General features: G+C 58.9%; 26 protein-coding genes. 17 read left to right on the top strand and 9 right to left on the bottom strand.

The genetic code is table 11. The annotated features are described in order from the left end of the window. Positions 1 to 273 precede the first annotated feature (273 nt). Positions 274 to 654, bottom strand: coding sequence for a hypothetical protein (locus AB7008_RS37200; RefSeq protein ID WP_212102583.1), 381 nt, complete (start codon positions 652 to 654; stop codon positions 274 to 276). A gap of 311 nt (positions 655 to 965) precedes the next feature. Here AB7008_RS37200 and AB7008_RS37195 point away from each other — a divergent pair, with 311 nt between their 5' ends. Further along, entirely contained in the window at positions 966 to 1,151 is a 186-nt protein-coding gene (locus AB7008_RS37195) for a hypothetical protein (protein ID WP_441260401.1), read from the top strand. Between the two features lie 532 nt (positions 1,152 to 1,683). Further along, positions 1,684 to 2,091, top strand: coding sequence for an ester cyclase (locus AB7008_RS37190; RefSeq protein WP_212455300.1), 408 nt, complete (start codon positions 1,684 to 1,686; stop codon positions 2,089 to 2,091). A 320-nt stretch (positions 2,092 to 2,411) separates the two neighbouring features. Here AB7008_RS37190 and AB7008_RS37185 read toward each other — a convergent pair whose 3' ends face one another. Continuing rightward, a complete protein-coding gene (locus tag AB7008_RS37185) occupies positions 2,412 to 2,576 on the bottom strand; it encodes a hypothetical protein (protein ID WP_212455299.1) in 165 nt (54 codons plus the stop codon). Positions 2,577 to 2,757: 181 nt separating this feature from the next. Between AB7008_RS37185 and AB7008_RS37180 the strand changes: the two genes are divergently transcribed. Continuing rightward, entirely contained in the window at positions 2,758 to 3,087 is a 330-nt protein-coding gene (locus AB7008_RS37180; RefSeq protein WP_373866022.1) for a hypothetical protein, read from the top strand. Between the two features lie 61 nt (positions 3,088 to 3,148). Here the strand turns inward: AB7008_RS37180 and AB7008_RS37175 are convergent, their stop codons facing one another. Together AB7008_RS37175 and AB7008_RS37170 are read right to left on the bottom strand one after the other, a co-directional pair. Beyond that, positions 3,149 to 3,364, bottom strand: a complete 216-nt coding sequence (locus AB7008_RS37175; RefSeq protein WP_249155617.1) for a phasin family protein — start codon at positions 3,362 to 3,364, stop codon at positions 3,149 to 3,151. After that, the gene (locus AB7008_RS37170; protein WP_212455324.1) at positions 3,325 to 3,747 is read right to left on the bottom strand and encodes a hypothetical protein; all 423 of its coding nucleotides are present in this window, start codon (positions 3,745 to 3,747) and stop codon (positions 3,325 to 3,327) included. Before AB7008_RS37170 ends, AB7008_RS37175 begins: the two co-directional genes overlap by 40 nt. Positions 3,748 to 4,135: 388 nt before the next feature. On the opposite strand from AB7008_RS37170, the gene AB7008_RS37165 reads away from it, so the two are divergent. The 3 genes from AB7008_RS37165 (at position 4,136) to AB7008_RS37155 (ending at position 6,508) form a co-directional block, all read left to right on the top strand. After that, entirely contained in the window at positions 4,136 to 4,321 is a 186-nt protein-coding gene (locus AB7008_RS37165) for a hypothetical protein (RefSeq protein ID WP_080588649.1), read from the top strand. 596 nt (positions 4,322 to 4,917) lie between these two features. After that, entirely contained in the window at positions 4,918 to 5,166 is a 249-nt protein-coding gene (locus tag AB7008_RS37160) for a hypothetical protein (RefSeq protein ID WP_014493335.1), read from the top strand. A 148-nt stretch (positions 5,167 to 5,314) separates the two neighbouring features. Next, positions 5,315 to 6,508 carry an aspartate kinase gene (locus AB7008_RS37155; protein WP_441260400.1) on the top strand — a complete coding sequence of 398 codons (1,194 nt, stop codon included), beginning with the start codon at positions 5,315 to 5,317 and terminating at the stop codon, positions 6,506 to 6,508. 124 nt (positions 6,509 to 6,632) lie between these two features. Here the strand turns inward: AB7008_RS37155 and AB7008_RS37150 are convergent, their stop codons facing one another. Continuing rightward, positions 6,633 to 7,463 carry a glycosyltransferase family 2 protein gene (locus tag AB7008_RS37150; protein ID WP_212102578.1) on the bottom strand — a complete coding sequence of 277 codons (831 nt, stop codon included), beginning with the start codon at positions 7,461 to 7,463 and terminating at the stop codon, positions 6,633 to 6,635. A 1,152-nt stretch (positions 7,464 to 8,615) separates the two neighbouring features. Here AB7008_RS37150 and AB7008_RS37145 point away from each other — a divergent pair. Together AB7008_RS37145 and AB7008_RS37140 are read left to right on the top strand one after the other, a co-directional pair. Then, the gene (locus AB7008_RS37145) at positions 8,616 to 10,403 is read left to right on the top strand and encodes a vanadium-dependent haloperoxidase (RefSeq protein WP_212455391.1); all 1,788 of its coding nucleotides are present in this window, start codon (positions 8,616 to 8,618) and stop codon (positions 10,401 to 10,403) included. Positions 10,404 to 10,978: 575 nt separating this feature from the next. Then, complete coding sequence (locus AB7008_RS37140; protein WP_264621393.1) at positions 10,979 to 11,155, top strand: hypothetical protein; 177 nt, start codon at positions 10,979 to 10,981, stop codon at positions 11,153 to 11,155. A gap of 1,354 nt (positions 11,156 to 12,509) precedes the next feature. On the opposite strand, the gene AB7008_RS37135 is transcribed toward AB7008_RS37140, so the two are convergent. Both AB7008_RS37135 and AB7008_RS37130 read right to left on the bottom strand, forming a co-directional pair. Continuing rightward, entirely contained in the window at positions 12,510 to 12,695 is a 186-nt protein-coding gene (locus tag AB7008_RS37135) for a DUF3551 domain-containing protein (protein WP_441261273.1), read from the bottom strand. Positions 12,696 to 12,702: 7 nt separating this feature from the next. After that, positions 12,703 to 12,837, bottom strand: coding sequence for a hypothetical protein (locus tag AB7008_RS37130; protein ID WP_441261301.1), 135 nt, complete (start codon positions 12,835 to 12,837; stop codon positions 12,703 to 12,705). Between the two features lie 66 nt (positions 12,838 to 12,903). Here AB7008_RS37130 and AB7008_RS37125 point away from each other — a divergent pair, with 66 nt between their 5' ends. The 5 genes from AB7008_RS37125 to AB7008_RS37105 all read left to right on the top strand — a co-directional run bounded on the left by AB7008_RS37125 (position 12,904) and on the right by AB7008_RS37105 (position 15,314). After that, the gene (locus AB7008_RS37125; RefSeq protein WP_212455390.1) at positions 12,904 to 13,125 is read left to right on the top strand and encodes a hypothetical protein; all 222 of its coding nucleotides are present in this window, start codon (positions 12,904 to 12,906) and stop codon (positions 13,123 to 13,125) included. A gap of 200 nt (positions 13,126 to 13,325) precedes the next feature. Continuing rightward, on the top strand, positions 13,326 to 13,571 hold the full coding sequence (locus AB7008_RS37120) for a hypothetical protein (protein ID WP_141379572.1): 246 nt from the start codon (positions 13,326 to 13,328) through the stop codon (positions 13,569 to 13,571). Between the two features lie 91 nt (positions 13,572 to 13,662). Then, positions 13,663 to 13,785, top strand: coding sequence for a hypothetical protein (locus AB7008_RS37115; RefSeq protein ID WP_259221610.1), 123 nt, complete (start codon positions 13,663 to 13,665; stop codon positions 13,783 to 13,785). A gap of 166 nt (positions 13,786 to 13,951) precedes the next feature. Beyond that, complete coding sequence (locus AB7008_RS37110; protein WP_014493341.1) at positions 13,952 to 14,146, top strand: hypothetical protein; 195 nt, start codon at positions 13,952 to 13,954, stop codon at positions 14,144 to 14,146. Between the two features lie 667 nt (positions 14,147 to 14,813). Next, positions 14,814 to 15,314, top strand: a complete 501-nt coding sequence (locus AB7008_RS37105) for a hypothetical protein (RefSeq protein WP_249156524.1) — start codon at positions 14,814 to 14,816, stop codon at positions 15,312 to 15,314. 112 nt (positions 15,315 to 15,426) lie between these two features. On the opposite strand, the gene AB7008_RS37100 is transcribed toward AB7008_RS37105, so the two are convergent. Next, entirely contained in the window at positions 15,427 to 15,771 is a 345-nt protein-coding gene (locus AB7008_RS37100) for a hypothetical protein (RefSeq protein ID WP_014493348.1), read from the bottom strand. 170 nt (positions 15,772 to 15,941) lie between these two features. Then, a complete protein-coding gene (locus AB7008_RS37095) occupies positions 15,942 to 16,955 on the bottom strand; it encodes an AraC family transcriptional regulator (RefSeq protein WP_441260399.1) in 1,014 nt (337 codons plus the stop codon). A gap of 1,163 nt (positions 16,956 to 18,118) precedes the next feature. Between AB7008_RS37095 and AB7008_RS37090 the strand changes: the two genes are divergently transcribed. The 4 genes from AB7008_RS37090 (at position 18,119) to AB7008_RS37075 (ending at position 22,828) form a co-directional block, all read left to right on the top strand. Then, a complete protein-coding gene (locus tag AB7008_RS37090; RefSeq protein ID WP_212097248.1) occupies positions 18,119 to 18,913 on the top strand; it encodes a class I SAM-dependent methyltransferase in 795 nt (264 codons plus the stop codon). Between the two features lie 251 nt (positions 18,914 to 19,164). After that, complete coding sequence (locus AB7008_RS37085) at positions 19,165 to 19,983, top strand: BA14K family protein (RefSeq protein WP_212454132.1); 819 nt, start codon at positions 19,165 to 19,167, stop codon at positions 19,981 to 19,983. 319 nt (positions 19,984 to 20,302) lie between these two features. After that, positions 20,303 to 20,575 (top strand): hypothetical protein, encoded by a 273-nt coding sequence (locus AB7008_RS37080; protein ID WP_283840212.1) that lies wholly within the window; start codon positions 20,303 to 20,305, stop codon positions 20,573 to 20,575. 507 nt (positions 20,576 to 21,082) lie between these two features. Continuing rightward, a complete protein-coding gene (locus AB7008_RS37075; RefSeq protein WP_312016794.1) occupies positions 21,083 to 22,828 on the top strand; it encodes an adenylate/guanylate cyclase domain-containing protein in 1,746 nt (581 codons plus the stop codon). Positions 22,829 to 22,866: the final 38 nt, after the last annotated feature.

Raw genomic sequence — 22,866 nt, 5'->3', positions numbered from 1 at the left:
CGATCTGGCTGTGGCGACGCCCGCCTTTGCCAAGACGTCGCGTACAAAAGTAGTGACGATCGCCGGTGCTCACCAAGCTGCGTCTCCGGCGGCGAGCTGCAGGATTATCTGCAGGCAGGACCTGTTCGATCGCAACAACAGGAACAACGTGCGGTCAGGTTGGCCTGGTCCCCCGGCTCAACCGGCGCAATTCTAACGCAGTCTCGTGACGGCATTTCAATGTGGTTCAATTGCAGAGGCTGAACGAGCAACTCCGCCGATTTTAGGGGTGAACTATCTCACCTTGGATGGATCGCCAGCGGTCCGCATGAGGCGATCCGCCTTCACCAGCACGCGATCGTCAGTCGCCTGCGGCCGCAATGAGAAGCTGACAGCGACAAAAGCGACGCAGAGCACGATGCCCACCGCCATGGTGCGCTGAAAGGTTGGCCTATCAGCATTTTGAAATGAGGGGAGGTTGCTCCTCTTCGCCAGCTGTTCAAATCCAGCCTGGGAAAGCTTTTGCAATTGTTCGGCTTCGCGATGCTCGATGGAAAGCGCGCGGCAGTGAGCGGCCATCTCACGATAGTGTTCTCGTGAGGAAAGATCGATCGCCGTCGCAGCGCGTTTTTCGAACGCTCGGGCTCGGTCGGCAAGCTCTTTTGCTTTTGACATCGGGCACCTCATTCCAAGGTGGTCCGCTGGACACCATTTCGTAGGTCGGCCGACGTCTCAATTCGGTTCAACGCTCGGACGGCTCCCTTTCACCTTGGTGGACCTCTTAGCTGGTACGATGCGAATGAACTGACAAATATCTCCAGCTTCGATTGCTCTTCGTCCCGACAGGGCTCGACGTCTGTCCCGTGCTCGCCTTGCCCGCCGCCGGCGGGGGTGGGGCAGGGACCATGTCCCATCGTGCCGTAATAACTTCACAGTTTGAGGAACCAATACCCATGCTGGCTGGGGGATCAGCGCATGGGGGAGCCATGACTGACAGCGATTGGAAGGAGCGCTGGCACGATGTCGAGCGCTTTCGTTTGATGGCGCATGAAACGACAGACCCAATGGCAGCGGCTCTGCTTCGCGATATCGTGTTGGACTTGGAAGCGGAACTGAATGAGTTGGTCGACGTAGAGGCGCAAGGGCTGCCATGGCTTGGAGCAGCGGCATGAGTGAAGGCCTCGTCGATCGATCCGCCTAGAGCATGATCCGGGCCCGAAGGGCCGCGTTAGCGCAAAGTGCACCAACGGTTTTCCCTCGCGACAAACGCGGAACGCGTTTGCGCGGAGATCATGCTCAAACAACAACCTAAAGCGCGATGACGATTCTCCTGACTTTATCGCGCTTTAGGCAACCGGTGTCTGCTCGACCAGCAACTCGCCATAGCTTCGGGCATTACAGTGCCAGCACCGTCACCGTAATTCCGAAAAGCCTCGCCGAGGTGGATGTCCAGGTCGAAATTGACTGCAGAGGCTGCTCCTCCGAATCGTGGGTGCCTCAAACGGCACCCACTCCTTGGCACTCTCGTGCCGGTGGAGGAGCCGTCCACAGCATCACTTTCGGACGTTCTCTTTGATTACCAGATCGCACCAGCGGCCCCAAGTTAGTCGGTCGATGTACAAGATGTATTGGGAGCGAACGAGCCACGCTCGGCGGCGAACGTTCTGCGCCGACGACTGGCGGAATGAAACCGCCGGAGGCAGTATGGTCGACACCACACTTTCCACTACCTATCGCGAATACATCGACTGCCTGAACAGGCAGAATTGGGCTGAACTGGAGCAATTCGTTCATGTCGATGTGCACCACAATGGTGAACGGATTGGGCTATCTGGTTATCGCGAAATGCTAGAGAGAGATTTCCGCGAAATTCCGGACCTTCATTTCGATATTCAACTCATAGTATGCGATCCACCGCTTATTGCGAGCAGGCTCGGATTTAACTGCACGCCAAGAGGAAATTTCCTCGGCCTTGACGTTGATGGGCGAAGGGTTTCCTTCGCCGAGAACGTCTTCTATGAGTTCGACGAGCGGAGAATAAAAGCGGTGTGGTCGATCATCGATAAGGTAGCGATCGAGAGACAATTGGGGCAGAGCAACGATCCCCGTTAATGTTCGTGGTCCGCTTCGAATCACTTTCAGACCTCCACGCGGTCCTAATCGAAGTCCGCTCTTACTGCACCAGCAGACATGAGCGGCGGAAGGCCTAAGGACGGCGGTCCGCCCGCAAGTTGTCTGGGTCTTTCTGAGTTTGCTGCATGCGGGGACGGCGCGACGGCCGTATTAGTATTTTCGCAATCTCATCTAAATTTCGTCCCGTATCGCACACAGAGGAGCTGCCGCGCCCGGCAGCGTGGCGCTGACCGAATACGAGAAGCATCTGATGGTCGATGTCTACCTGCTGTCATAAGCGCCTTGGCGGTAAGGCCCCCTCACTGCGGCCAATCCTTGCAGAGCGTGATGCCGATCATGATCAGGGAGCCAATTGCGACCACCATCAGGCAGACAAACGGCAACTCTTCCAGCACGCAGATGACGACCGCCCGGACGCGGAGGGCTTTCTTCGTTTGCGCAAAGCGCCAGCCTGCCACACCCATCGGACGTCTCCGTTTGGCCCCCAGCAGCGGCGGTCTTATTCTTCAGCACGAAGCGATTTCCGGCTATCGCCCATTCGGATGTATCCCTGGATCAAGATGAAGGAACCCTTGCACCAGCCATGGCGCCAGCGGATTGATGCGAGTAGATTGCTGCCTGTCGTGGCAAGCCACGCGGCTTTGATTGGAAACCGCGCACGCCGTGGCCCGTGATGTGATCCCAAGTTATTCGCCTTGCCAGGAATATCGCAGCATGTGGAACTGGATGATGCTGGGGCTAGAAAGCAATCGCGTGATTGGGCTGCGGATTGCGAAGCTGATGCGCGGCGGCAAAGCTGCCCAACGTGAAGCCCACCGCATGGTCAGTGAAAAAATGCTCGCGGCGGCGAAGGCCAGCACCAGCCTGATGGCGGGCGCTTCCGGCGACAAGATTGTTGAGCAATATCGAAGAAAGGTGGCGGCAAACGCCAAACGGCTCAGTCGCAAGCGAACGCGCAAACGAAAGTCGCGCTGAATTCGCCGGGGCGGCAAGAGCGGCTTGCCCTAGCCGCTCTCTCCGTTCAAGTCCGCCCCGCTTAGCGTGGGATCTGATCCATAGTTTGTTTAATTTTCTTCCCGGTATCGTCGACCATTTTGAGCGACAAGTCGGCGATACGACGGCTGCTTTCCAGAGCGGTCTCCACGGTCTCCCGCACCATGTCACTCTGCACCGCTGTAAAGTCCTGTGGAGTTCGGCACGTCCACAACCTGTTCAAGTGGTCGATGTGCTTCTCAAATTGTTGCCGAACCATCTGGAGGTACTCTTGGGACATTCCCCCATCACTTTGGCGGCGGCTGTACCACTGTAAAGGAGCGTCTGTGCGTTGCGAGCTGACCGTTCGGTTGCCGCCGTTGTCTTTTGCGCATCTTCTTCAGATAAGCCAAGCGTGCGACTAAACTGCTCGCTTGACCGTCCCATTACCGAGGTCGCCTCTTCGAGGCTGGAGCGCCAGGTCTGCTGTAACGTCTCAACGTTTTGCTTGAGCATATCAGCGCTGGCCCGCGCCACTTCCTCGCCGGCTTCAGCCGTAGCTTGCCCGATGCGCGTAGTCTGCTCCGCAGCCCTCTCGCCTGTACGGCGGGCTGCGTCTTCCATGTTTTGTGTCGATCTCTCTTCCGGACGCGGGTTTGCCATCTTTAGTTCTCCAATGATTGTGTCGATGACTGCCCTCAGCCTATTGTGCAGAAACGCGATCTTGATGAGACCGTTCCTCTCGCAAAGGCGGTGCGCGGTGTGGCGCAATGCCGTCGTCCGACGTTGTGTGTGAGCGATTCCGGTTTTTGCGCAAACCGGACATTCGGCCGGACCCACAAGTCTGAGAGGCGCCAACAACAGACATCGCTGGCGCAAATTCTAAAATACAAACTTGCGCAGTCGATTGATCAACAGCGCTAAAGCAACTAGATCGCGTGTTGCCATTTTTTCCTGAGTGTTGCCGCGTAGGCACACCGCATGCTGGCCCCATCAGCTACGCTCAATAAGATCGATCCTAGACTCGTCTCTAGCAGCAACGGGGGACCTCATGCTGAAATTCGGAATCGTTGGCATTGCATCGTTGGCTTTGGTGGGAACGGCGGTCGCAGCGGACCTTCCTCGCCCGCAGCCAGTTGTCCAGACTGCGCCAGTTGGTAAGTGGCCCGTCGGCAAAACCCCGGTCGGCAAATACCCGATCGGCAAAGCTCCGGCCCCGGTAGTAACCAAGGGCTAATCTGAAGATTGGAGCGCCTTCGGCTCTTTGAGGCCGAGGGCGTTCGTCTGACAACGCCGCACAAACACGACCTCCGATCGCCTCAGTCTTCAGGGAAGGACATAAATCCTCCCGAGGTCTGCGGTGGGTCAAAGGGAGACCTCGTCGGCCACTCTGCTATCTGTCCGCGATATCCCCTCTAGCGGACATCCGAGCGTTCAGCCCAAATTTCAGCAATGGGCCAACAGGGGAAACAGCGCGGCTTGACCATCCACTGCACAAGCACGTCCTCATGGCGTTCGGCGCGGTCAAGCCTGGAATGCCTCAGCGACAAGATGAGAAAAAGCCGCCGCCGGTTTGGAACGGCGACGACTTCTTTACGCGCTCAGACGGCAGCGACTACCCGCCGCGTCGCATGAAGGAAACGGTTAGCGGGCTGCGACGCCATCAATTGGATGACGCTCCTGTTTGCGCAATTCATCGACTAGACGTTCGAGGTAGGGCGGCAGAGGCGAGGCTTCGCGAGAGCGATGCTACGAACGCCCGTGTGAGTGGACGCAAGATGAGTGCTGGCAGATTCTTGACACCATTGCGGCCGATCGTGCGGGATTGATTGGATGGGCATGATCATGGATGTCGATACGCGAACGACTATCGACCAACCGGACGATCATGGAGACGTTGTTGCGGCCCTGAAGCAGACGATCGAACAATTGCTGGCACGAGTTGTGGAACTCGAGCAGCCTGGCCTTCTCGGGGGCCGGCCCGTAATCCCCCTTGTGACCGCTGAGGCACCCGCCAACGTCGCCTGTTGGCGCGAAGCGGCGTTTGACCGTGACCGCTCGAACTTCGGGTGCTCGGCGTAAAGCAGAAATCTTTTGCTCGACACGAGCCTTACCGCTTCTGACCCGAGCGGACTGTCCTCCCAATACAGGATAAGAGTACGCAATTGGGCCTGTCGCAGTTTGTTCGTGCTGGCGCGCTGGGCTCGCGCGGAGTATTTCTGTATGTAGAATGCGGAACAATCCCATCATTGTGCAAAAATACGGCGGCACCTGTCTTGAAACGCCGGCAAAAATCCGTGCGGTCGCGAGCGGTCTCGCCGACCTGCACAGGCGTGGTTATCGGGTCGTAGCGATCGTTTCAGCGATCGGCAAGACCACCGACGAACTTGTCAAGCTGGCCTATCAAGTAAGCCCGCATCCCAATCGCCGTGAGCTTGATATGTTGCTAACCACCGGTGAGCGCATCAGCATGTCTTTAATGAGCATGGCGCTGTCCGATCTCGGCACACCGGCGATCAGTTTCACCGGAAGTCAAGCCGGAGTGATGACCGACGACTCGCACTCTTCCGCGCGCATTTTAGATGTGCGGCCGGTTCGCGTGCGCGAGGAGCTCGACCGCGGACGCATCGTGGTTTTGGCCGGCTTTCAGGGCGTGAATCCGGCGACTAAAGAAATCACCACGCTGGGCCGAGGCGGCAGCGACACCACTGCGGTCGCCATGGCAGCTGCGCTAAAAGCCGAATGTTGTCAGATCATCAAAGAGGTCGACGGAGTTTGCTCGGCCGATCCGCGCATCGTGGCAAATTCAAAACTCTTGCGTCAGCTGGATTTTGCTTCGCTGTCGGAGATGTGTTTTTGGGGCGCCAAGGTCTTGCATTGTCGCTGCGTGGAGCTGGCACAAAGCCAAAACGTTCCCTTGGTTCTGAAGAAACTGGGTGGCGCCGAACAAACCACGCAAGTGATGAGAGAGGTTATTGGGATGGAGAGCGGAAAGGTTTTGGCCGTCAACTCAATAACTCGCATTGAGCATGTGGAGATCGATTCCGCGGATCTCAATCAGGGCTTCGAGAAATTCGCGCGGCATCTTAAACAAAACGGCTTATCCTGGCCGCAGCTCCTCGCGTCGGCTTGCGCCGGCGGAAAAACCCGCATCATGATGACTTCCGATTCGGAGTCGCTCGACGCGTTGCTGCGCACGCTGGAGAAGAGCAAAGACTTGCGCCAACAGCGTGAGGCCTTGAGTTCGGTGAGCCTCACTTGCTTTGGCGGCGTTTCTTCAGACTTGCCGTTTAAGGCGATTCAGGTTCTGCAACATCACGGGATTGTCGCCGACAAATGCGTTTTGTCGCCGCATTCTGTGAATCTGATCATTCCTGCGGAGAACCGCGAGGCAGCGATCAAGGCTTTGCATTCGCTGATCTAATTGTCTTGCCTAGAATATAGGGGCACTCCGCGCGAGACACCCTGCGTGAGAAACTCGGCGTGAGGTTGTCGCCCGAGCGGTCACATTGGCGCAGAGCGGAGGGCACGCTCGATCTTCGGACAAGTCACATCTTGACCGCGTTCGCGAATAGCGTGTCACCCCACTCGTACAAGGGGCGCATGAAGTCAGATTGAGTGTGGATTGCTCGACCTTTGCGATCCCGCCATTTTCGTCCGTAGGTATCGAACGGAAAGTGTCGCATGTAGTAGTCGCAAGTCTCCTCCCAATGTTCGACCGACAATGACTTGCCATAGTGTTGGCAATACAGACTGGTCGCCACGCGTTCTACACCGACCGGCTCTCGCCCATTCGCGAAGGCGACCCCCGACCGGTTTCGCCACAACATCAGAATATCCCGCTGTTCCGGGCCGAAGAAACGACGAAAGTGCAGTAGTTCGCAATCGGCACGATAGGGCGCGTCATCGCCACGAGTCATATAGGCGTCAAACAGCTGAACCCGCACGCCGTCATAGACGCTGGAATGAGTTCGTTCGACGTGTCCGCGCAGATCTCCGGTAACACGCTCATCCGGATCGAAGCAAAACGTCCAGTCGAACTGCAATTGTTCACGCGCGGTCTGCAGCAAAATTCCGCGATGTCGACGCTCGGCAATCCGGCGCGCCTCGATGTCCGCTTCCCACGACCGATTTGTCACAATTAGAGCGACTTTCGGGTGCCCGCCAAGAATCTCCAGCGTTCGATCCGTACTCGCGTCATCATAGGCGATTATCGCGTCCACGTGCTTCCCGACGTAGTCCAGTGCATCTCGGAGAATAAGTGCTTCATTGCGAACGCGGGTGATTCCGATCAAAAAGTGCCGATGACCGACGAGGCCTCTGTTGCAAACAATGATTTGCTCACCGTCGCGGAGCTGCCAACTGCTCGTGCCCGACATGGTCACCACCTGACGGCGACAAAGAATTGGCACTAATGATGGTGGGCGGGCGCAGTAACCGCAAGAGTCAAAAATTGTAGGGCTGATGCTGCCAGCGGTGCGCCGCCAACGCGACATTGGGGACAGCCACTCCGGTGGCCCGTTTGGGAGGCTCCCGAAATGGAATGTCGCCTCTTGGCCAGTAGCTGAACAGCCGACTGGGCGCTGGCAACGTCGCCTGTCGAGGATCAACCAGACATAAGAAACTTCGCGCCCGACCGCCGCTTTTGACCCGAAGCAGGTATGGCCGGAAATGACGCGCCGCGCGATTGGTAGCCGCTCGCGAAGCGCCCGCATGTTGTTTTCAGCGAAGCTTTACAATAGCCGTTTTTCAGTGAACGCTACTTTTGGTAGTCTTTACCATGTAGGTTTTAGAGCGATTTGGGGGAAGCTGTGAGGGCACCACTGTATCTTGCGTTGCTGCTGTTTAGCTGCTCGGGCCTGCGGGCGGCCAGTGTGGACCCGTCCGTTCTCGACAACGCGGTCTATCGGGTTGGACAAGATGAAGCTCTCATTATGCAAGTTGAGGGCGCTGGAACAGCTCCTTGCAGTCGTAACACTCCGGTTGGGGCAACATGTTACTGCAACAAAGGGGTCAGAAGAGGGCATCCGGTACCTGGCTGGACCGCATCGACAGCTGATTTAACAAATGATGGAGCAGGACACTACATGCGACCAGGCTGGCACGTCTCGGCAACCAAGGGGATGCACGGCGGAATGAAGTTCTGCCACCGCGATCAATGATGCTTCATCGGTGTTGCAGGTTGAGGTGGAGGCAGATCCTTTAAGTTCTGCTTCTGGCCCATCAGCGAAGTGGCGACACCCTCACTGAGGTCAGCTTAGTGGGGCTTAGCGGACGAGATTTGCTCACGCTGAGTTCTTCGCCTTTTGACCCAAAGGCGACGTCATTGCTCCGGTGGGCACTTGCGTTGTGCAAAGACACGGCGGGCGGTGGTTCCCCACCGGTGCACAATTGGTCTGCTCGACTCACCATTGATCGGAGTCAATCTCCTCAGTGTCCTCCCGGTGAAATGATTTCGACTGCAGCATGCGAGTAATAGGACGGCTCCGGCGCAATCCTGCCGAAACTTTCCCGCGAGGGAGGAGGCCTCCATGGCTGACCATTCCACCGTTTCAACTGAATCCAGCCTGGCGTCGCCGGGCCTGTCGACCGCGATCACTCGCCGCTCTCTGCTTGGCGGGACCGGCATTGCGGTTGGCGCCGCCGTGCTTGCGTCTCCGCCGAGCATGCCCGGGTTCGCCCCGGCGCTGGCGCAGCCTGTGAACGCGGACACCCGACCGCTCGACGCGGCGTTCAAGCACCGAGCCTTCGGAGTCCGCGTGGTCTGTGCGAGCAGCAACGAGAAAATTCCCATCGCGCCCCACCCTGCGAATGGCGACGAGGCCCGCTACAGTAACAAGATCGGTTCCGATTCACGGGGCCTGCCGCACGACAAACGCGGCGAAGTGACACCAGAGGCGTGGCAGGCTCTCTATACCGCCTGCCAGTCGGGCGATCCCGCCGATTTCGAGAAGATTCCGCTCGGCGGCACTCGCAAGCTGGTCAATCCCTTGGGCACGCAGGCCGTCAGTCTCAGCGGCATAAACCCTACTCAGATAGGAATACCCCCGGCACCGGCTCTCGCAAGTGCAGAGCGCGCCGGCGAGGCGGTTGAGGTATATTGGCAATCCCTACTTCGTGATGTCCCGCTTACCGAGTTGCGCGACGACACCTCCAATCGGGACGTGCTTGCAGCAACCGAGGAGATCAACAAGCTTGCCGATTTCCGAGGGCCGAAGTCTGGTGGGCGGGTCACGCCCGGTACACTGTTTCGCGCCAATGCGCTGTATTTCGACGCAGGCGACCCGAAGGGCCGTTCCGTGACGCCTCCAGGCGTTTTGGACGGTCCGCTAATCTCGCAGTTCCTGCTCAGGGACGCGCCCTATGCCTCACAGTGGATCAGTGCTCAAATTCGTACCGCGTCGCCCGCCAGCGAATTCTTGACCGACTACGAGGAGTGGCTGGCGATTCAGAATGGCGCCGCACCGAAGCGCCAGCTGCAGTTCGACGCGACACCGCGATACATCACGACGGGAAGAGATCTCGCAGAGTATATCCACACTGGTCCTGCACTTGGGTGGGCGGCAGCGCTGCTCCTTGCAACCCCAGGAGGCGGGCCGGACAAGCGCTACTCCGGGATCTATCCACCGGCAGAGCCCGTGTCCTACCCCTCGAACCCGTATCGGAAATCGAAAACCCAGGGGCCCGGTGGTGGCACCTTCGGGTTGCCCTACGTGCAGGCACTGCTCGCCACGGGGATCAGTAACTCCGTCCGCGCGTCTTATTGGCAAAAGTATTTCGTGCACCGGGCTGTGCGACCGGAAGCCTACGGCGCTCTGGCGCACCATCGCCTCGCCAATGGCGTGAGCGACTACCCACTGCATGATGATTTTCTGAAGTCGGAGGGCGTCGCTCGTAGCAAGGCCAAATACGGCACTTATTTGTTGTCGCAAACCTATCCGGAGGGCGCGCCCTTCCACTCCACCTATCCCGGCGGGGCCACGAGCGTTGGTGCCGTCACGGCTACCATGTTGAAGGCGTTCTTCGATGAGAGCCGCGTCATCGCCAACCCGGTGCAGCCCGATCCGGCTGACCCGACAAGGCTCGTGCCCTATGACGGCTCACCGCTCACGGTCGGCGGAGAGTTGAACAAGCTCGCCGTGAATTTCGGTTTCGGACGGAATTGGGCGGGCATCCACTGGCGTTCCGACGCGTCCGCCTCGATGGCGATCGGCGAGGAAGTGGCTATCTGTATGTTGCGGGACGAGCGCGCTACTCTTCGCGAGCCGTTCGACGGCTTCTCCTTTACACGTTTCGACGGCAGCCGCGTGACGATCTGACAGCAGACGGGCGGCACCCTGCCGTGAGGCGCCGGTGCACATGAGCGGAAGGGTTTATGCTTGACGGCCTGCCGGTGAAGGCCCAGCGCCTCGGCTGCTAAATTGACGTTGGCCCCGAAGGCGGCCTCGTTCTGATCATCTTGCGATGCGCGTTGGATCGACCTGGCCCTTAACCCGTAAGAGCGTTTAAGACCAAATGGGGGTCTCGCTCCACGCGGGACCCGACACTAAGCGCGACATGACTACAAGATGATCGGGTGTGGCGAGCACTTCCGGTTATGGCCATAGCAGACCGATCGTGCCTCTTGGCGCGATGTCGGCTTATGACCCCCAACGGACCTCCCCAGCAAAGGTTCGCGCTGCCGATTTGATCCCAACAAGGCTGCGAGATGTCCGTATCCCCAAGTGCCCTAAGTTGAAATTTGGAGTGCAGTTTGCTGCACCGCAGCGACGATTGATAGCAACCGATCGGGTTCCCAACCGTTAGCAGCCATCACCGGGTGGCCCTTGGCATTTGCCGGTGACCGAGAGACCAATAGCGCTCCCGCTCCACTCTAACAGGGAAGGAGAGCGCCATGAGACGCCGCTCAAAGCCCCACACATTCGCAGAGAGACTAGCCGCCGAGAAAGTGCGCCTTGAGCAAGAGGCGGCGAAGCTGACAGCCGGCCGCGAACTGGAAGGCATTCTCAGCAAAATCCGCCAGATCGACGTAGCGTCCGACATCCATGAATGGCTCGAAGCGTCCGCCTAGCAAAGCAACGGAGGGTGTCATGACCGAGCAGCCCCATATCGATTTGTATTCGCTCCCAGCACGCATCTGTCTTGGCATTGCGATTTTTGGCGGTGCGCTGGCGATGGCAATTATGAGCGTCTATCTCACGCGGTAGGGTCTTCGTCACTCTGCCAAGTCGCCTGTTGGACCGAGCGGGCCTATGCATGTAGAGGAATAACCAAGAAATCGCTTCAATGGTGGATCGGCTTAGGCGTTCGTTAGAGCAGCTCCAGTCACCAGTCTGCCCTGACTGCCAACTCGAGATGAGATGGACACGATCCACGTTGGTGGGCGTAGAGCCAACGGAAATCATCCACGTATTTTCCTGTCCCGCCTGCCAGAGGGTTGATCAGCAAAAGTCGATAGTGAGCCCTCCCGATAGCTCATCGGCCGCTTAGAATAGCGTTGCCTCCTTCAGCTCCAATGTCGCTTCCTGGCCCTTTACGAACCTCTCGCAATGTCCGCTTCTTCGCCGCTGTTGGGGTACAAGCGGACCCAGCGGATTTATGAGCGCACGACCTAGCAGCAATCATCACCACGCTCGCCAATGCGGCTGGATAGGCGAGGGGGGCCAGCAGCCGATCAAGCATTGAGGTCTTCAACATTGTGCCCCTGTGCCTTCGGGCACAGGGACTTGTTTTTTGCGCACGCTGTCTTGCATTGGTGTGGAAGAAGTAACCGGGCGAGCGTGTTCAGAGGAACCTTGCTCATTACCCACAGTTTGCATCTCGACGGTCGGCATAATGCGATTTGAGACCACCTGACGACGCAATGCCCCGAGCTAAAGCGCGCGCCGCCGCAATTATGCGGGAATATCACAGTGCCGAGGCAGAACTGGTCGGCAAGGCTGTCGTGCTTATGGACGGTATAGCGGGGACGGTCGAGGGACTATTTTTGGACGAAGCGCACGGTTTGCGTCTCTCCGTCGCCGGCCATCCTGGGAAGTGGCCCGTCTCAAAAATCAAGTTCGTGCAGAAGTGACGAACACACGCGCCCATCGGATGCCGAATTACGTCCCTGTGCCTTCGATCTGAAAGGATTGCTGTACTGGCCCTCCATCAGATCGCGCAGCAGCGTGTCGCGGTCGGTGCGTTCCTCGTCGGTCTCGGCCCAGGCGCGCCTTGGTGGCGGCCGTAGGTGTCGAGGACGAGGTAGATGTCGTATTCGGTTTCGGGAATAATTGACGGGCCTGACGCATACTCACCTCCACCAAGCGATGATCGAAGCGGTTCGGGGAAGGGAGAGTCAAGGCTGCTTATTCAGGTCGAAATCGGCATGCGCCGCTGCGAGGGCTGGTCACGCCTCCGAACGGATCGCCCTGCGCCAGCGGTTTTCAGTAGAAGCGGCCGCCGGATGACCTCGGCTGCGCTCGGTTCCAATAAGGGTTGACCAAGCACATCGCCGCACGGCCACTCCCACTCGCTCGGCACTGATCCCATGTCGTGTAGGAGCAGTCAAAGTAGTAGCCGCCACCCCACTGCCAAACCTGAAGACAAACTGGAAAACTCGGATCGTACATTTGAGCTTTAGCCGGGGTCATCACCAGGATTGCTGCACTGAGGAATATCCAACGTTGCATCCGCATCGCCACCTCCACTTTGCGCTGTCCTTTGCTGCGCAAGATATCCCTGCGCGGCGGAGAGCGCCTGCTCCTCGGACATGGTGCCATTCACGACTCTGCGACCGGCACTGTCGTCGTAGTACACGCCTTGTGCTAGGGCATCGCCATGACCGCTGACCCAACGCGCGGCGACAACGACCGCCAGGAAACCTGGCACATCTATTTCAGCGATGTCCGCATCGGCACGATTGGCGTGCGCGGCGGCGTGCCGACCACCGCCGACGAGTGGGGGTTGGGACGTCGGCTTCTATCCCGGCATGGAACCGAGGGCACGGCGATCTGGTTCGGCCGCGGAACAGAAGTTTTGTTCAATTCGTTTAGCGTCTAGCGCAAACGCAAAGGACAAAGAATATGTTTGCTAACAGGCTTATGATCTTGGGCGCGGTGCTAGCCTTCAGTGCCAGCGCCGTGTATGCGGCTCCCTGCAATATGGCGAGCCGCGATGCAGGATCTGGGAATGTCCCAGGCTATACCGGACAAACCACTGGTTCCGCAGCAACTGATTCCAGGCATCCGCCGACATCTGTGATGAACAAAGCCTCGGAGAATGTCGCGACATCGTCGCAGGACGCGCAACGCCAGATGCAGAGCGAGCCTACCGCTGCCGAGCAACCGAAGAAGATCGAGCCCGCACCCTCCTCGCAGTCACCGGATCGGACGGCAGGCACGGTCGAGCAGACCCGTCCCGCACCCACTGAACAGTCAAAGAAAATGACAGCCGGTGAGGCCGAGCAAGCACCGTCCCAGCAAAAGGTGGGCCAGGACTGCGATTAAGCGCCGGGACCACGACTCGATCTGCGATTAAGGGACCGAAAGGCCCCTTTGAGAAGCTGATCGCGCTCCCGCGAGACCAAGCGGAGCGAGCATGATCGACCCTGCTCATTTCAATACGTATTCAATCCAAGCACGCGTCTGCCTTGGCGTTGCCGCCTTCGGCGCTGCGCTGCTGTTTGCTGAGGCGGTGGCGAGAATTTATTTCGTGCAGTAAGGCCGCGCGCGGCCTGCTGAGAGCCTCCACTTAAGTTTTGTTCTGGCGGCGTTCCGACTCCGGGTGCATACTGGTAGCATCACCGCACACGGCACCGTTGCTTCGAATCGGTGATCAGAACGCCGGTTGCGCTCCTGCCCAATTCACTTAGGGAAGGGAGAGTACCATGAGACGACGCTCACACTCCCACACATTTGACGACAATCTGAACGCGGAGAGAGCCCGCATTATCGCCGAACTGGAAAACACACAGCCGGGACAGCAACGTGATCTTCTAGAAAGCAAACTGCGCCAGCTCGAAACGGCGTCTTCTATAGACGGGTGGCTGACGTCGTCGGGCCTGCAACCTCCTGAAGAATAAGGCCGCCTCAGTTGGTGGCCTTTCGTTTGTGGCACCAGATGCACGAGTACCGCGCTTATCTCATGGGCCTCGACGGGCATATCGAGCGTCGCATCCAACTGATTTGCGAGGACGAAACCGAAGCCAGGAAGCGCGCCAAGGTCTTGGCTGACGGGTACGACGTGGAGCTATGGCTTCAAGATCGAAAGGTCGCGGAATTTAAGAGTGAGTAAGGCCGCGTCAGTTGGCGGCCTCTGTCGTGCTCGTCATCCTGCTATGTTACCTGTTGGCCCTCACGCGAAGTCCGGCTGGCTCTGAAATCGTCAGCGTATTGGGGTAGACCGGAAGTGACTGGCCGACTTCCAAACCGCCGCTCATGACCCGAAACGGACGTGGACTAGCCGGTCTTTTAGGGGGCGGCCGGGCCGTTCTCTCGAAGAGAGCCTAAGCGAAGAACGGATGGGGAGCGTCTCCCGTACCTTTCGCCTTCATAACGGCGACGCACTCATCGATTTGCTGATCGGACATGTTTAGTCCGAACTCGCCGCGCAAGACGTCCCTGAATTTCCTCTCGGTGGCCAGCCAGCGTTTCTCCGCGCGCCCGTCTGCGTGACGAACGGTGACGCGCGCGTTGTGTAGGCCATGAGGGCGGCCTCGGGTCATCAGCCCATTGTGGGCGACCGCCGCCTTGGCGGCACGAAGCCCCGCACCGGACGTGCTCGAACAACTATGCGGCTTGCTCGATAAGCTCCCCCCCGAGAACCAGTGCATTCAGATGCCGCTCTATCGAATTCTGCTGGCCACGGAATTCGGACGGATCGGGCAGATAGAAAGGGCCCGGAGCTTCGCCGCTTCGGCTGCGACCCTGATGAAGCAAACCGGCGAACGCTGGGCTGCTCCCGAGATCTATCGGATCCACGGCACGCTGCTGTCTCGCGAACCGTTGCGGGACGACCGGGCTGCCATGCGCATGTTCAAACGCTCGCTCGTCCCCGCCAGGCAGCTCGGGGCGGTCGGCTGGGAATTGCGCACGGCGATCAGCATCGCGCGCCTGGTCAGCGCAGGCGGGAGCGCATCCGGACGCACTGAGGCACAAGACCTGCTAATATCGACCCGGGCGAAATTCGCATCCGCGGAAACCTCCCGCGATCTGCACGAGGCTGATGATCTGGTGAGAGTGTTGAACTAGCATTGGCCTGAGATCGGACCGTTGGAGCCGGTGATGCGCAGAGCCTGGAGGCCAAGATTCAGCCCAATCGCGCCGCGTCGTGCTGATGCGGAGCGCGATAAAAGAGCCTGTGTCAATCGGTCAGGTTGAGCGTCTTATCGGCGCAGACGTTGATGCCGGAGGCATCCGTCGACTGGCCGTCGTCGAAGGTCCCGCGCAGATCGAAGCGGCAATCGCTGGCCTGTGGCAGTTTAGCCGACGCTTGCTTGCCGGATTTCAGCGGGCCCAGTACTTCCTTCCAGTCTGGCGACCCTGACTTGGCCGCCTCGAGCTGGACTAGATCCGCTTTGCGCGAGTTCGTCACGGTGACGGTGACCGCGCCCGCCTGTTTCGCCTTGGGCTTGGGCGCGGCCTGCGCGGCGGTAAGGCCGAACAGAGTTGCTCCCACGAGCGCTGCAGCAAGTGTCCGAGTGTTCATCGGATTGTCTCCGTTTGGCCCCCAGCAGCGACGGTCTCATTCTTCAACGCGAAGCGGTCTCGGTTATGGCCAGTTCGCGTGTTCCATAGATCAAGGTGAAGGAACTCTTTCAGCCCTGTAGCCCCGGTGCGCGCTGCCTGCCGTCCTGCGAGGTCGAACTGTCCGCGTTCTCAACGGCCGTCGCCCCCGCATTGTAAGGGGGCGCAGGATGACTTCTGCCGCACCATCGATGCGGCGCGCACGCCTGATGGCGTCTCGCCGAAGTGTCGGCGGAACGAGCGATTGAAATGAGAAACATCGCCAAAGCCGACTGCAAACGCGATATCGATGATGGCCAAATGCAGATGGTGCGGGTCAGTCAACATCGCGAAGGCACGCTCAAGCCGACACGCTGCAAGGTGCTCGGTGAACGACTTTCCGGTCTCTTCGAGCAACTTTTGCACGTATCGCCGCGACATACCGAGCGCTCCAGCAGCATTGTTCAGATCGAAATTGGGATCGCAGAAGCGTCGCGCGACCTCCGTCAGGATCGCCTGCAGCTTGGCTGCCTTCACACCACGCTCCGTAACGAGGTTTGCAGCTTCGACGGTCGGCCCGAGCGTCGCGGCCACAAGATCGAGGAGATGTGTGCCTACGGTGGAGGCGAGTTTTGATGACGGAGGTTCTTTGAAGGATGCGAGCGATTGCAGGTAGAGGTGGAGCAGGCGAAGCGCCGGTCCAGGACGCACCGGCCGACCTGATAGATCTTCCGGCTGTGCAACCAGCGACCTAAGGGCGGCAGCCGGCACGGTCACGAATTTGACGCTGGCGCCACGCGACCCAAATACTCGCAGCAGCCTTCCCCGGTCAACCAGACAAGCGGCGCCGGCATCATAGACATGTTCCTGGCCAGCATTTGCAAATTGGACCGGGCCAGCTTCGACGATGTTCAGTCCGAATTGGTCACGGCTATCCTTGAGGTGGCGTTTGTGACGGATAAACTCCACCGGCGTGGTGACAATGCTACAAACGCCAACCGGGCCGAGCGGCAAGTAGGTGACATTGATACGCGGGCGGCCGCCGCTGTGATCTATCACGTCCAAGGCGAGGTTCAGCCGCGCAAACTCTTCACGGAACGTGGAGAACCGTGTGCGCTCCGGCAGCATCTCAGTCGACCATCGCACAAGGGGAGATGACGTTGGCATGCCGGCCTCCCGTTTCGGTGCCCAACCAGGCAAGAACGACTGAGCGCCCGAACGAAATCTGCAAATTCCTCGAATGACGCCAAGACTGAGACAATATCGGACCGCAGCTTCGCTGCAGGTGTGAGGTGGATTACAAATGGAGGTAGGGACCTCAAGAAAATGATGAGGAATTTCCCGTCAGGCTTTCGATGCTGACACGGTTCGCATCGAGGTTGCTATGATGCGCGAAATGCCGCAAGGGCACGAAGAATTTGCGTGTGCAACTTTCAGGATGCGCATGTGTAATCCACAGCCGATACGACTGGCGTCACTCCTCAAAGGTGAAGAAAACGCCGTGCCTAAAGGCCGCCAACCGAGACGGCTTGCTTCTTTAGCAAGCCCACATCATCCGCGAGCTGCGGGCGGCCGGAAAATCCTGTCTACGTTCCATTGCAGAGGAGCGGAACGAAGCCGGCAAGTCGGTTGCGCGCGCGGAAGGCTCGGTTTGCTCGGTTCAGCGGTTGCGAGTGTCTTGACCATCGCAAGATCGAATGGGGTTGGGATAGAAGCAGCGATGCGGGCCCGAATGGGATCGCCCAAAAATGTCACTGCAATCGTGATCATAACTACAGATACTAGGACTACGAGCACATCAGTCATGATTCGCCTCGAAAAGTGCTTCGTCATGATTTGAACCCTCACAACCAATGACGCGCGCGTGCGCAGTTAAAATCAATTTCGCATGCAAATGGGTATGTGAATGGGAGTTCGCCGCACGTAGCGGATCGTCACCAACTATGTAGCAGCGATGCAGACCCAATTTAGCGGATGCGTCAAAACTGATGTCCTCGCAGGACGCTATAGCTTCCACGTCGTGCATCGCACGGACACGACAGGATGGTCGAGGGTTCTATGGAGGGCGACGAAAAGCGAGGGGACCGTGCGACCGAACCTATCGAGAATATCTGGCGCAAGAAAATTTGTGGTTGCAGTTGCAGAGGACATGCATCTGTTTCGGACGCGCGCTCATATCATCGCGCTAGGCGGTATACCTTGAACTGAGACATTGTGCCGCAACCGATTTGTAGACTGTGGTTGAGGTTCGTCTTGCGTGCCAATGTTCTCATCACGCCGGGCTCAAGCGACTGAGCTGATTATTCCATCGAGATCGAGGAGTAAATTTCATGGCGCAAATTCTTGCTCATAACCTTAAACCCGCCGCGACTTGGGGTTCCGGCGGCGCGTCCTACGATACCGTGAGCCAAAGTATAGCGGACGCCATTGATCACGTCGTGAATCGAATCTGGCCGCAACCGGGAGAGCGTATCCTTGACGTTGCGACAGGCACGGGCTGGACTGCGCGGCGGTTATCTAATCGAGGCGCAAAGGTGACTGGTATCGATATTGGTGAAGGCGTTATCGAGGCGGCGAAACTGATTGCACCGGAGATCGACTTCAAGGTCGGCGATGCCGAAGCGCTGGAATTTCCGGATCAAAGTTTTGACTGTGTGACTTCGACGTTCGGTGTCATGTTTGTCTCGCGCCCCGAGGCTGCAGCTGCCGAGTTGGCACGTGTCACGCGCAAGGGCGGGCGACTGGGGTTGGTCACTTGGCTGCCTGGCAGTGCGGTTGAAGAAATATTCCAGACAATGCGGCCATACATGCCGCCACCGCCTGACAATCCTCCTCCTTCGCCATTTGCGTGGGGCCGGGAAGGCCGCGTTCTGGAATTGCTTGGCGATACATTCGATCTGGCCTTTGAACCTGGCACCACGGTACTCCGCATGCCGAGTGGCCAAACGGTATGGGACATATTTGTGACTGGCTATGGCCCGACAAAAACGCTCGCCGCATCGCTCGACCCTGAAAGGCGCACGGCACTTCAACGAGACTTCATCGCGATGCATGAGAAGCACCGCTCGCCGGTCGGGCTAGCCATGCCGCGCGACTATCTCTGTACGATTGGAACTCGAAAATAACGCACCCGGCACTGCGTGCCCATCAGCCATCCTGCGCAACGCATACGCAGTCGACCAAGCGTCCCATCATCGACCTCGACGCGAGCGCGTCAACGCGGGGGCCTCTGTTGTGTCCGGCACGTTGTCCACCGCAATCGGTAGCGGCTTGCCTCTCCCGCTCGGGGCGGCGCATCGCCGCGCAGCCGGAGCTATCACCGAGGAGTAACACCAAACTTGAGGGGCACAACGGGTGGGGTTAGGCTTCCGGCGAAGTGAAGAAGCAATGGCCTGATAACCCGGCGGTGGTCTACATGCGCCATACGATTAAGACCGCTCCAAACGTCGTCATCCTCAAGGCGTCACACGCGCGGCGGGGATTTGCAATTTCCTGGATCGCCCGAACCCTCGTCGCGGCGGCACTCATCGGGTTCTGTCTCAACGCCGATGTCGTCGCGTATGTGGCGCGATACGCCACTCAGCAGGAGTTATCTAAGCTCATCACGATCGTCCCGCCGGTCATGGCGCAACAGACGCCATTGTCGAAGGACGGCGAGGCGGCGCAGCTCAAGCAGGCGGTCGACAGCGCGACAGCGGAACTGCGGCAGTCTCTGCAGCAAGAGCACGCCAGGGCTGAGGCGCTCGAAAAAGAACTTGTGAAGGCATGGCGGTACGTCGGGAAACTGCTGTCGATGCCCAACGGCGAGGCGCACCAATTCAGCCAGGCGGTCGACAGCGCGACGGCGGTACTGTGGCAGTCTCTGCAGCAGGAGCACGACAGGGCCGAAGCGCTTGCAACCGAACTGGCGGACGCGCGGCGCTCCATGGAACAGAGACCTGCCGTTATGGAAGAGAGGCCTGGTGTCTCCTTGCCTGCCTGGGCAAACAGCTACGCCGCCTTCGTGAACCCCGCCCAGACCGCACGTCAACCGGACGTGGCCACGGAGAACAGCAAATCGGCAATTAAACCAGGCGAACCAGCTCGCGTTGAACACAAGCCGCGCGGGGGCTACGGCTGCCAACACTTTCAGACCTACGATCCGGCGTCCGGAACTTACATCGGCTATGACGGACGGCGGCGTTCCTGCCCATAAGTGCGGGGCGGTGTTTCGGCAACAAGTCTAGCTGACCTGCCGCTATGGCAGCGAGATGCAGCCGCCCTCACTCGGCTGCTGCGGCTTTCGGAAGCAAAGCGGTAGTCTCCATGCGTAGTCGTCAACGACGGCTCGTGACCCATCGCGGACTTACCGGTCCGGTCGCAACCGCCCGCTTTCGTAGAGCGGACTCGGCCAACCTGTCGAGGGGCCGGCATGAGCAGGGAGTTACCGCGCGTCCGCCGTGAACGTCACGAAAGTCGCTTATGCGTCAATTTATGCTGCTATGCTGCGATGCCCATGACAGGAGAAGCCGCTGATGATGAACCGCAAGCTCGTCGCCGCGCTGGTTGCGTTTGGCCTGGCCTTGCCCGCCGTCACCCGCGCGCAGGACGCGCCGGTCGAGGAGCAGATCGTCAACCAGATGAACAAGGTGTTCGGTGTCCACGCCGAGAGCACTAGCGACAGCGTACTCATCATCGATCGGGACTGGCGCGTCAGCTATCTCAACGGACCGGCCTGGGCACAGGTCGCCGAGGGACGCGATAGTGGGGCGAGAAGCATTGATCCGGCATATCGCCGACTTCCATAAACGTTTGCCGGGCACGACGATCGTCTTCGCCAGTGGTATCGATCATCACCACGGCAAATTTCACTTCTTATGGAAGATGATCGGGCCCGATCGACGGGTTACCGTCTAAGGTCGTGATTTCGGCGAATTCGATGTCGATGGTCGCATATGCCGCATTGGGGGCTTCTTTGGTCAACCCCCACCACTTCCGGTCGCTGACTAGTTAGTGAGGCTAACAATCGTCCGAGACGGACTTCGGCTCATGGCCCATCGCTTCCGTTGACGCGGCACAGCTACATGTCGGTTCATAGGCGCAGACTGGAAGTTTGCAGCCGAGCGCCAAACCGACGCTTTTTGACCCAGCTCGGAGCTCCTAGATTGACGGACGCTCCGCCGTGCCGCGGGCCCAGCAAATCACACTTGTGGCAATTTGGGCTCCCCTGCAATTACTGCTCACAGTTCTCTGTCAAAGTGCTAGGCTCCCCCTAGTCCCAGCGGCGTGGTCAGTCTGGCCGTTCGGAGGGCGCTGTGACCGAGCAGCGGGTTCAGAGACGATTAGCGGCGATCTTGGCTGCCGACGTGGTCGGTTACTCTGCGTTGATGCAGCGTGCTGAGGAAGCCACCTACGCCGAATTCGATCGGCTCCAGCGAGAATTGGTTCAGCCCAGCCTCTCCCGCCACGACGGGCGATTGATCAAGACTACAGGTGACGGCGCGTTGGCCGAGTTCGCAAGTCCGTCGGCGGCGGTGCGATCCGCGGTGGAGATACAGGAAGGCATCGCGTCAGGTCGAAGCTTCCTTCAGCTACGCATCGGGGTCAATCTCGGAGAGGTCATCGTCGCGGCCGACGGCGATCTTTTTGGCGACGGGATCAACATAGCTGTGCGGTTGGAGGGGGTCGCCGATCCAGGTGGCATCCTGATTTCCGAAAAGGTATATAGCGAAATCGAAGGCAAGTTGGACGTTGGCTTCGAGGATCGCGGTGAGCAGCAGCTCAAGAACATCGCCAAGCCGATCCGTGCTTACGCCGTATGCGCGGGCGCGCGCAGCGCACCGACCGAGGGGCTCAGTGCGGTTCCTCCGATTCCCGACAAGCCTTCCATCGCCGTGCTGCCGTTTGAGAACATGAGCGGCGATCCCGAGCAGGAATACTTTGCGGACGGAATGGTTGAGGAGATGATCACCGCGCTTTCGCGGTTCAAATGGTTGTTCGTCATCGCTCGCAATTCGAGCTTTACATTCAAAGGCAAAGCCGTCGATATCAAGGAGGTCGGACGCAGGCTTGGCGTCCGTTATGTTCTAGAGGGGTCCGTGCGCAAGGCGGCGGGGACAATTCGTATCACAGGGCAATTGATTGATGCGTTGAAGGGCACGCATATTTGGGCGGATAGGTTCGAGCGTGATTTGTCGGACATCTTCGCGCTCCAGGACGAAGTGACGGTCGCCGTTGTTTCAGCCATTGAACCAAAGTTGCTTCAAACAGAAATCGCAATGGCTGCGCGGCGGCGACCGGAGAACCTCACTGCCTATGATTGTTTTCTCCGCGCCTTACCGCACTTTTACCTGGCGACCCGCGAAGGGAATACCGAGGCGATAAGGCTGGCCCGTCGCGCCTTGGAGCTGGATCCTCGGTTCGGCCCGGTCGCGGCTCTGGCAGCTAACTGTCATATGCAAAACGTCCTTCAGGACTATGCTGTCGATCCTCAATTCGAGCGCAAGGAAGCAGTTCGGCTTTCGCGCTTGGCATTGAGCGTCGACGATAGTGATCCGGACACGTTGGCAAGAGCTGCCGCAATCTTGGCGTTCATGGAAGGCGATTGTGAAAGTGAGAGCGAGATGGCAGACCGGGCGGTCGCCCTCAATCCGAATTCATTCTGGGCATGGCACTGCAGAGGCTGGGTCTATAAAGTTGCGGGGCTGCCGGAGGAGGCGGTCCGGAGCTTCGAACGCGCCATTCGCATGAGCCCGGTAGACCCGCTGCTGCATCGATCGTTTACTGGGATGGGGTATGCCTTCATCGAGCTTGGTCGGTTTGACGAGGCCATCGCTGCAGGGAAGAAAGCTCGACGTCAGAACCCTTCCTTTCCGACAGCTTACCGCTGTCTGGCGTCTGCCTTCGCGCATCTCGGACGCGACGAGGAGACGCGTGAGGCGGCGGCGCACCTGCTTGAGGTCGATCCCGCCTTTACAATATCTGGGTACATTGCTCGGGGTGGGCAATCGAACTCGAAGCTGCTCATTGAGGGTCTTCGGAAAGCGGGGTTGCCCGAGTAGCTCTCCAATGTCCACGAGATGATCGTATCTTCTGCGGC

Origin of the sequence: Bradyrhizobium sp. 521_C7_N1_3 (assembly GCF_052075975.1) — a bacterium.
GTDB lineage: Bacteria > Pseudomonadota > Alphaproteobacteria > Rhizobiales > Xanthobacteraceae > Bradyrhizobium > Bradyrhizobium japonicum.
The sequence above is the reverse complement of the archived record's forward strand: the minus strand, read 5'-3'. Positions and strand labels throughout refer to the sequence as shown.

Bases quoted from the DNA above. Each gene is read 5' to 3' on its own strand.
- AB7008_RS37200 (WP_212102583.1), bottom strand. From the start codon at position 654: ATGTCAAAAGCAAAAGAGCTTGCCGACCGAGCCCGAGCGTTCGAAAAA.
- AB7008_RS37195 (WP_441260401.1), top strand. From the start codon at position 966: ATGACTGACAGCGATTGGAAGGAGCGCTGGCACGATGTCGAGCGCTTT.
- AB7008_RS37190 (WP_212455300.1), top strand. From the start codon at position 1,684: ATGGTCGACACCACACTTTCCACTACCTATCGCGAATACATCGACTGC.
- AB7008_RS37185 (WP_212455299.1), bottom strand. From the start codon at position 2,576: ATGGGTGTGGCAGGCTGGCGCTTTGCGCAAACGAAGAAAGCCCTCCGC.
- AB7008_RS37175 (WP_249155617.1), bottom strand. From the start codon at position 3,364: ATGGTTCGGCAACAATTTGAGAAGCACATCGACCACTTGAACAGGTTG.
- AB7008_RS37170 (WP_212455324.1), bottom strand. From the start codon at position 3,747: ATGGCAAACCCGCGTCCGGAAGAGAGATCGACACAAAACATGGAAGAC.
- AB7008_RS37165 (WP_080588649.1), top strand. From the start codon at position 4,136: ATGCTGAAATTCGGAATCGTTGGCATTGCATCGTTGGCTTTGGTGGGA.
- AB7008_RS37160 (WP_014493335.1), top strand. From the start codon at position 4,918: ATGGGCATGATCATGGATGTCGATACGCGAACGACTATCGACCAACCG.
- AB7008_RS37155 (WP_441260400.1), top strand. From the start codon at position 5,315: ATGCGGAACAATCCCATCATTGTGCAAAAATACGGCGGCACCTGTCTT.
- AB7008_RS37150 (WP_212102578.1), bottom strand. From the start codon at position 7,463: ATGTCGGGCACGAGCAGTTGGCAGCTCCGCGACGGTGAGCAAATCATT.
- AB7008_RS37145 (WP_212455391.1), top strand. From the start codon at position 8,616: ATGGCTGACCATTCCACCGTTTCAACTGAATCCAGCCTGGCGTCGCCG.
- AB7008_RS37140 (WP_264621393.1), top strand. From the start codon at position 10,979: ATGAGACGCCGCTCAAAGCCCCACACATTCGCAGAGAGACTAGCCGCC.
- AB7008_RS37135 (WP_441261273.1), bottom strand. From the start codon at position 12,695: ATGTACGATCCGAGTTTTCCAGTTTGTCTTCAGGTTTGGCAGTGGGGT.
- AB7008_RS37130 (WP_441261301.1), bottom strand. From the start codon at position 12,837: ATGTCCGAGGAGCAGGCGCTCTCCGCCGCGCAGGGATATCTTGCGCAG.
- AB7008_RS37125 (WP_212455390.1), top strand. From the start codon at position 12,904: ATGACCGCTGACCCAACGCGCGGCGACAACGACCGCCAGGAAACCTGG.
- AB7008_RS37120 (WP_141379572.1), top strand. From the start codon at position 13,326: ATGAACAAAGCCTCGGAGAATGTCGCGACATCGTCGCAGGACGCGCAA.
- AB7008_RS37115 (WP_259221610.1), top strand. From the start codon at position 13,663: ATGATCGACCCTGCTCATTTCAATACGTATTCAATCCAAGCACGCGTC.
- AB7008_RS37110 (WP_014493341.1), top strand. From the start codon at position 13,952: ATGAGACGACGCTCACACTCCCACACATTTGACGACAATCTGAACGCG.
- AB7008_RS37100 (WP_014493348.1), bottom strand. From the start codon at position 15,771: ATGAACACTCGGACACTTGCTGCAGCGCTCGTGGGAGCAACTCTGTTC.
- AB7008_RS37095 (WP_441260399.1), bottom strand. From the start codon at position 16,955: ATGCCAACGTCATCTCCCCTTGTGCGATGGTCGACTGAGATGCTGCCG.
- AB7008_RS37090 (WP_212097248.1), top strand. From the start codon at position 18,119: ATGGCGCAAATTCTTGCTCATAACCTTAAACCCGCCGCGACTTGGGGT.
- AB7008_RS37080 (WP_283840212.1), top strand. From the start codon at position 20,303: ATGATGAACCGCAAGCTCGTCGCCGCGCTGGTTGCGTTTGGCCTGGCC.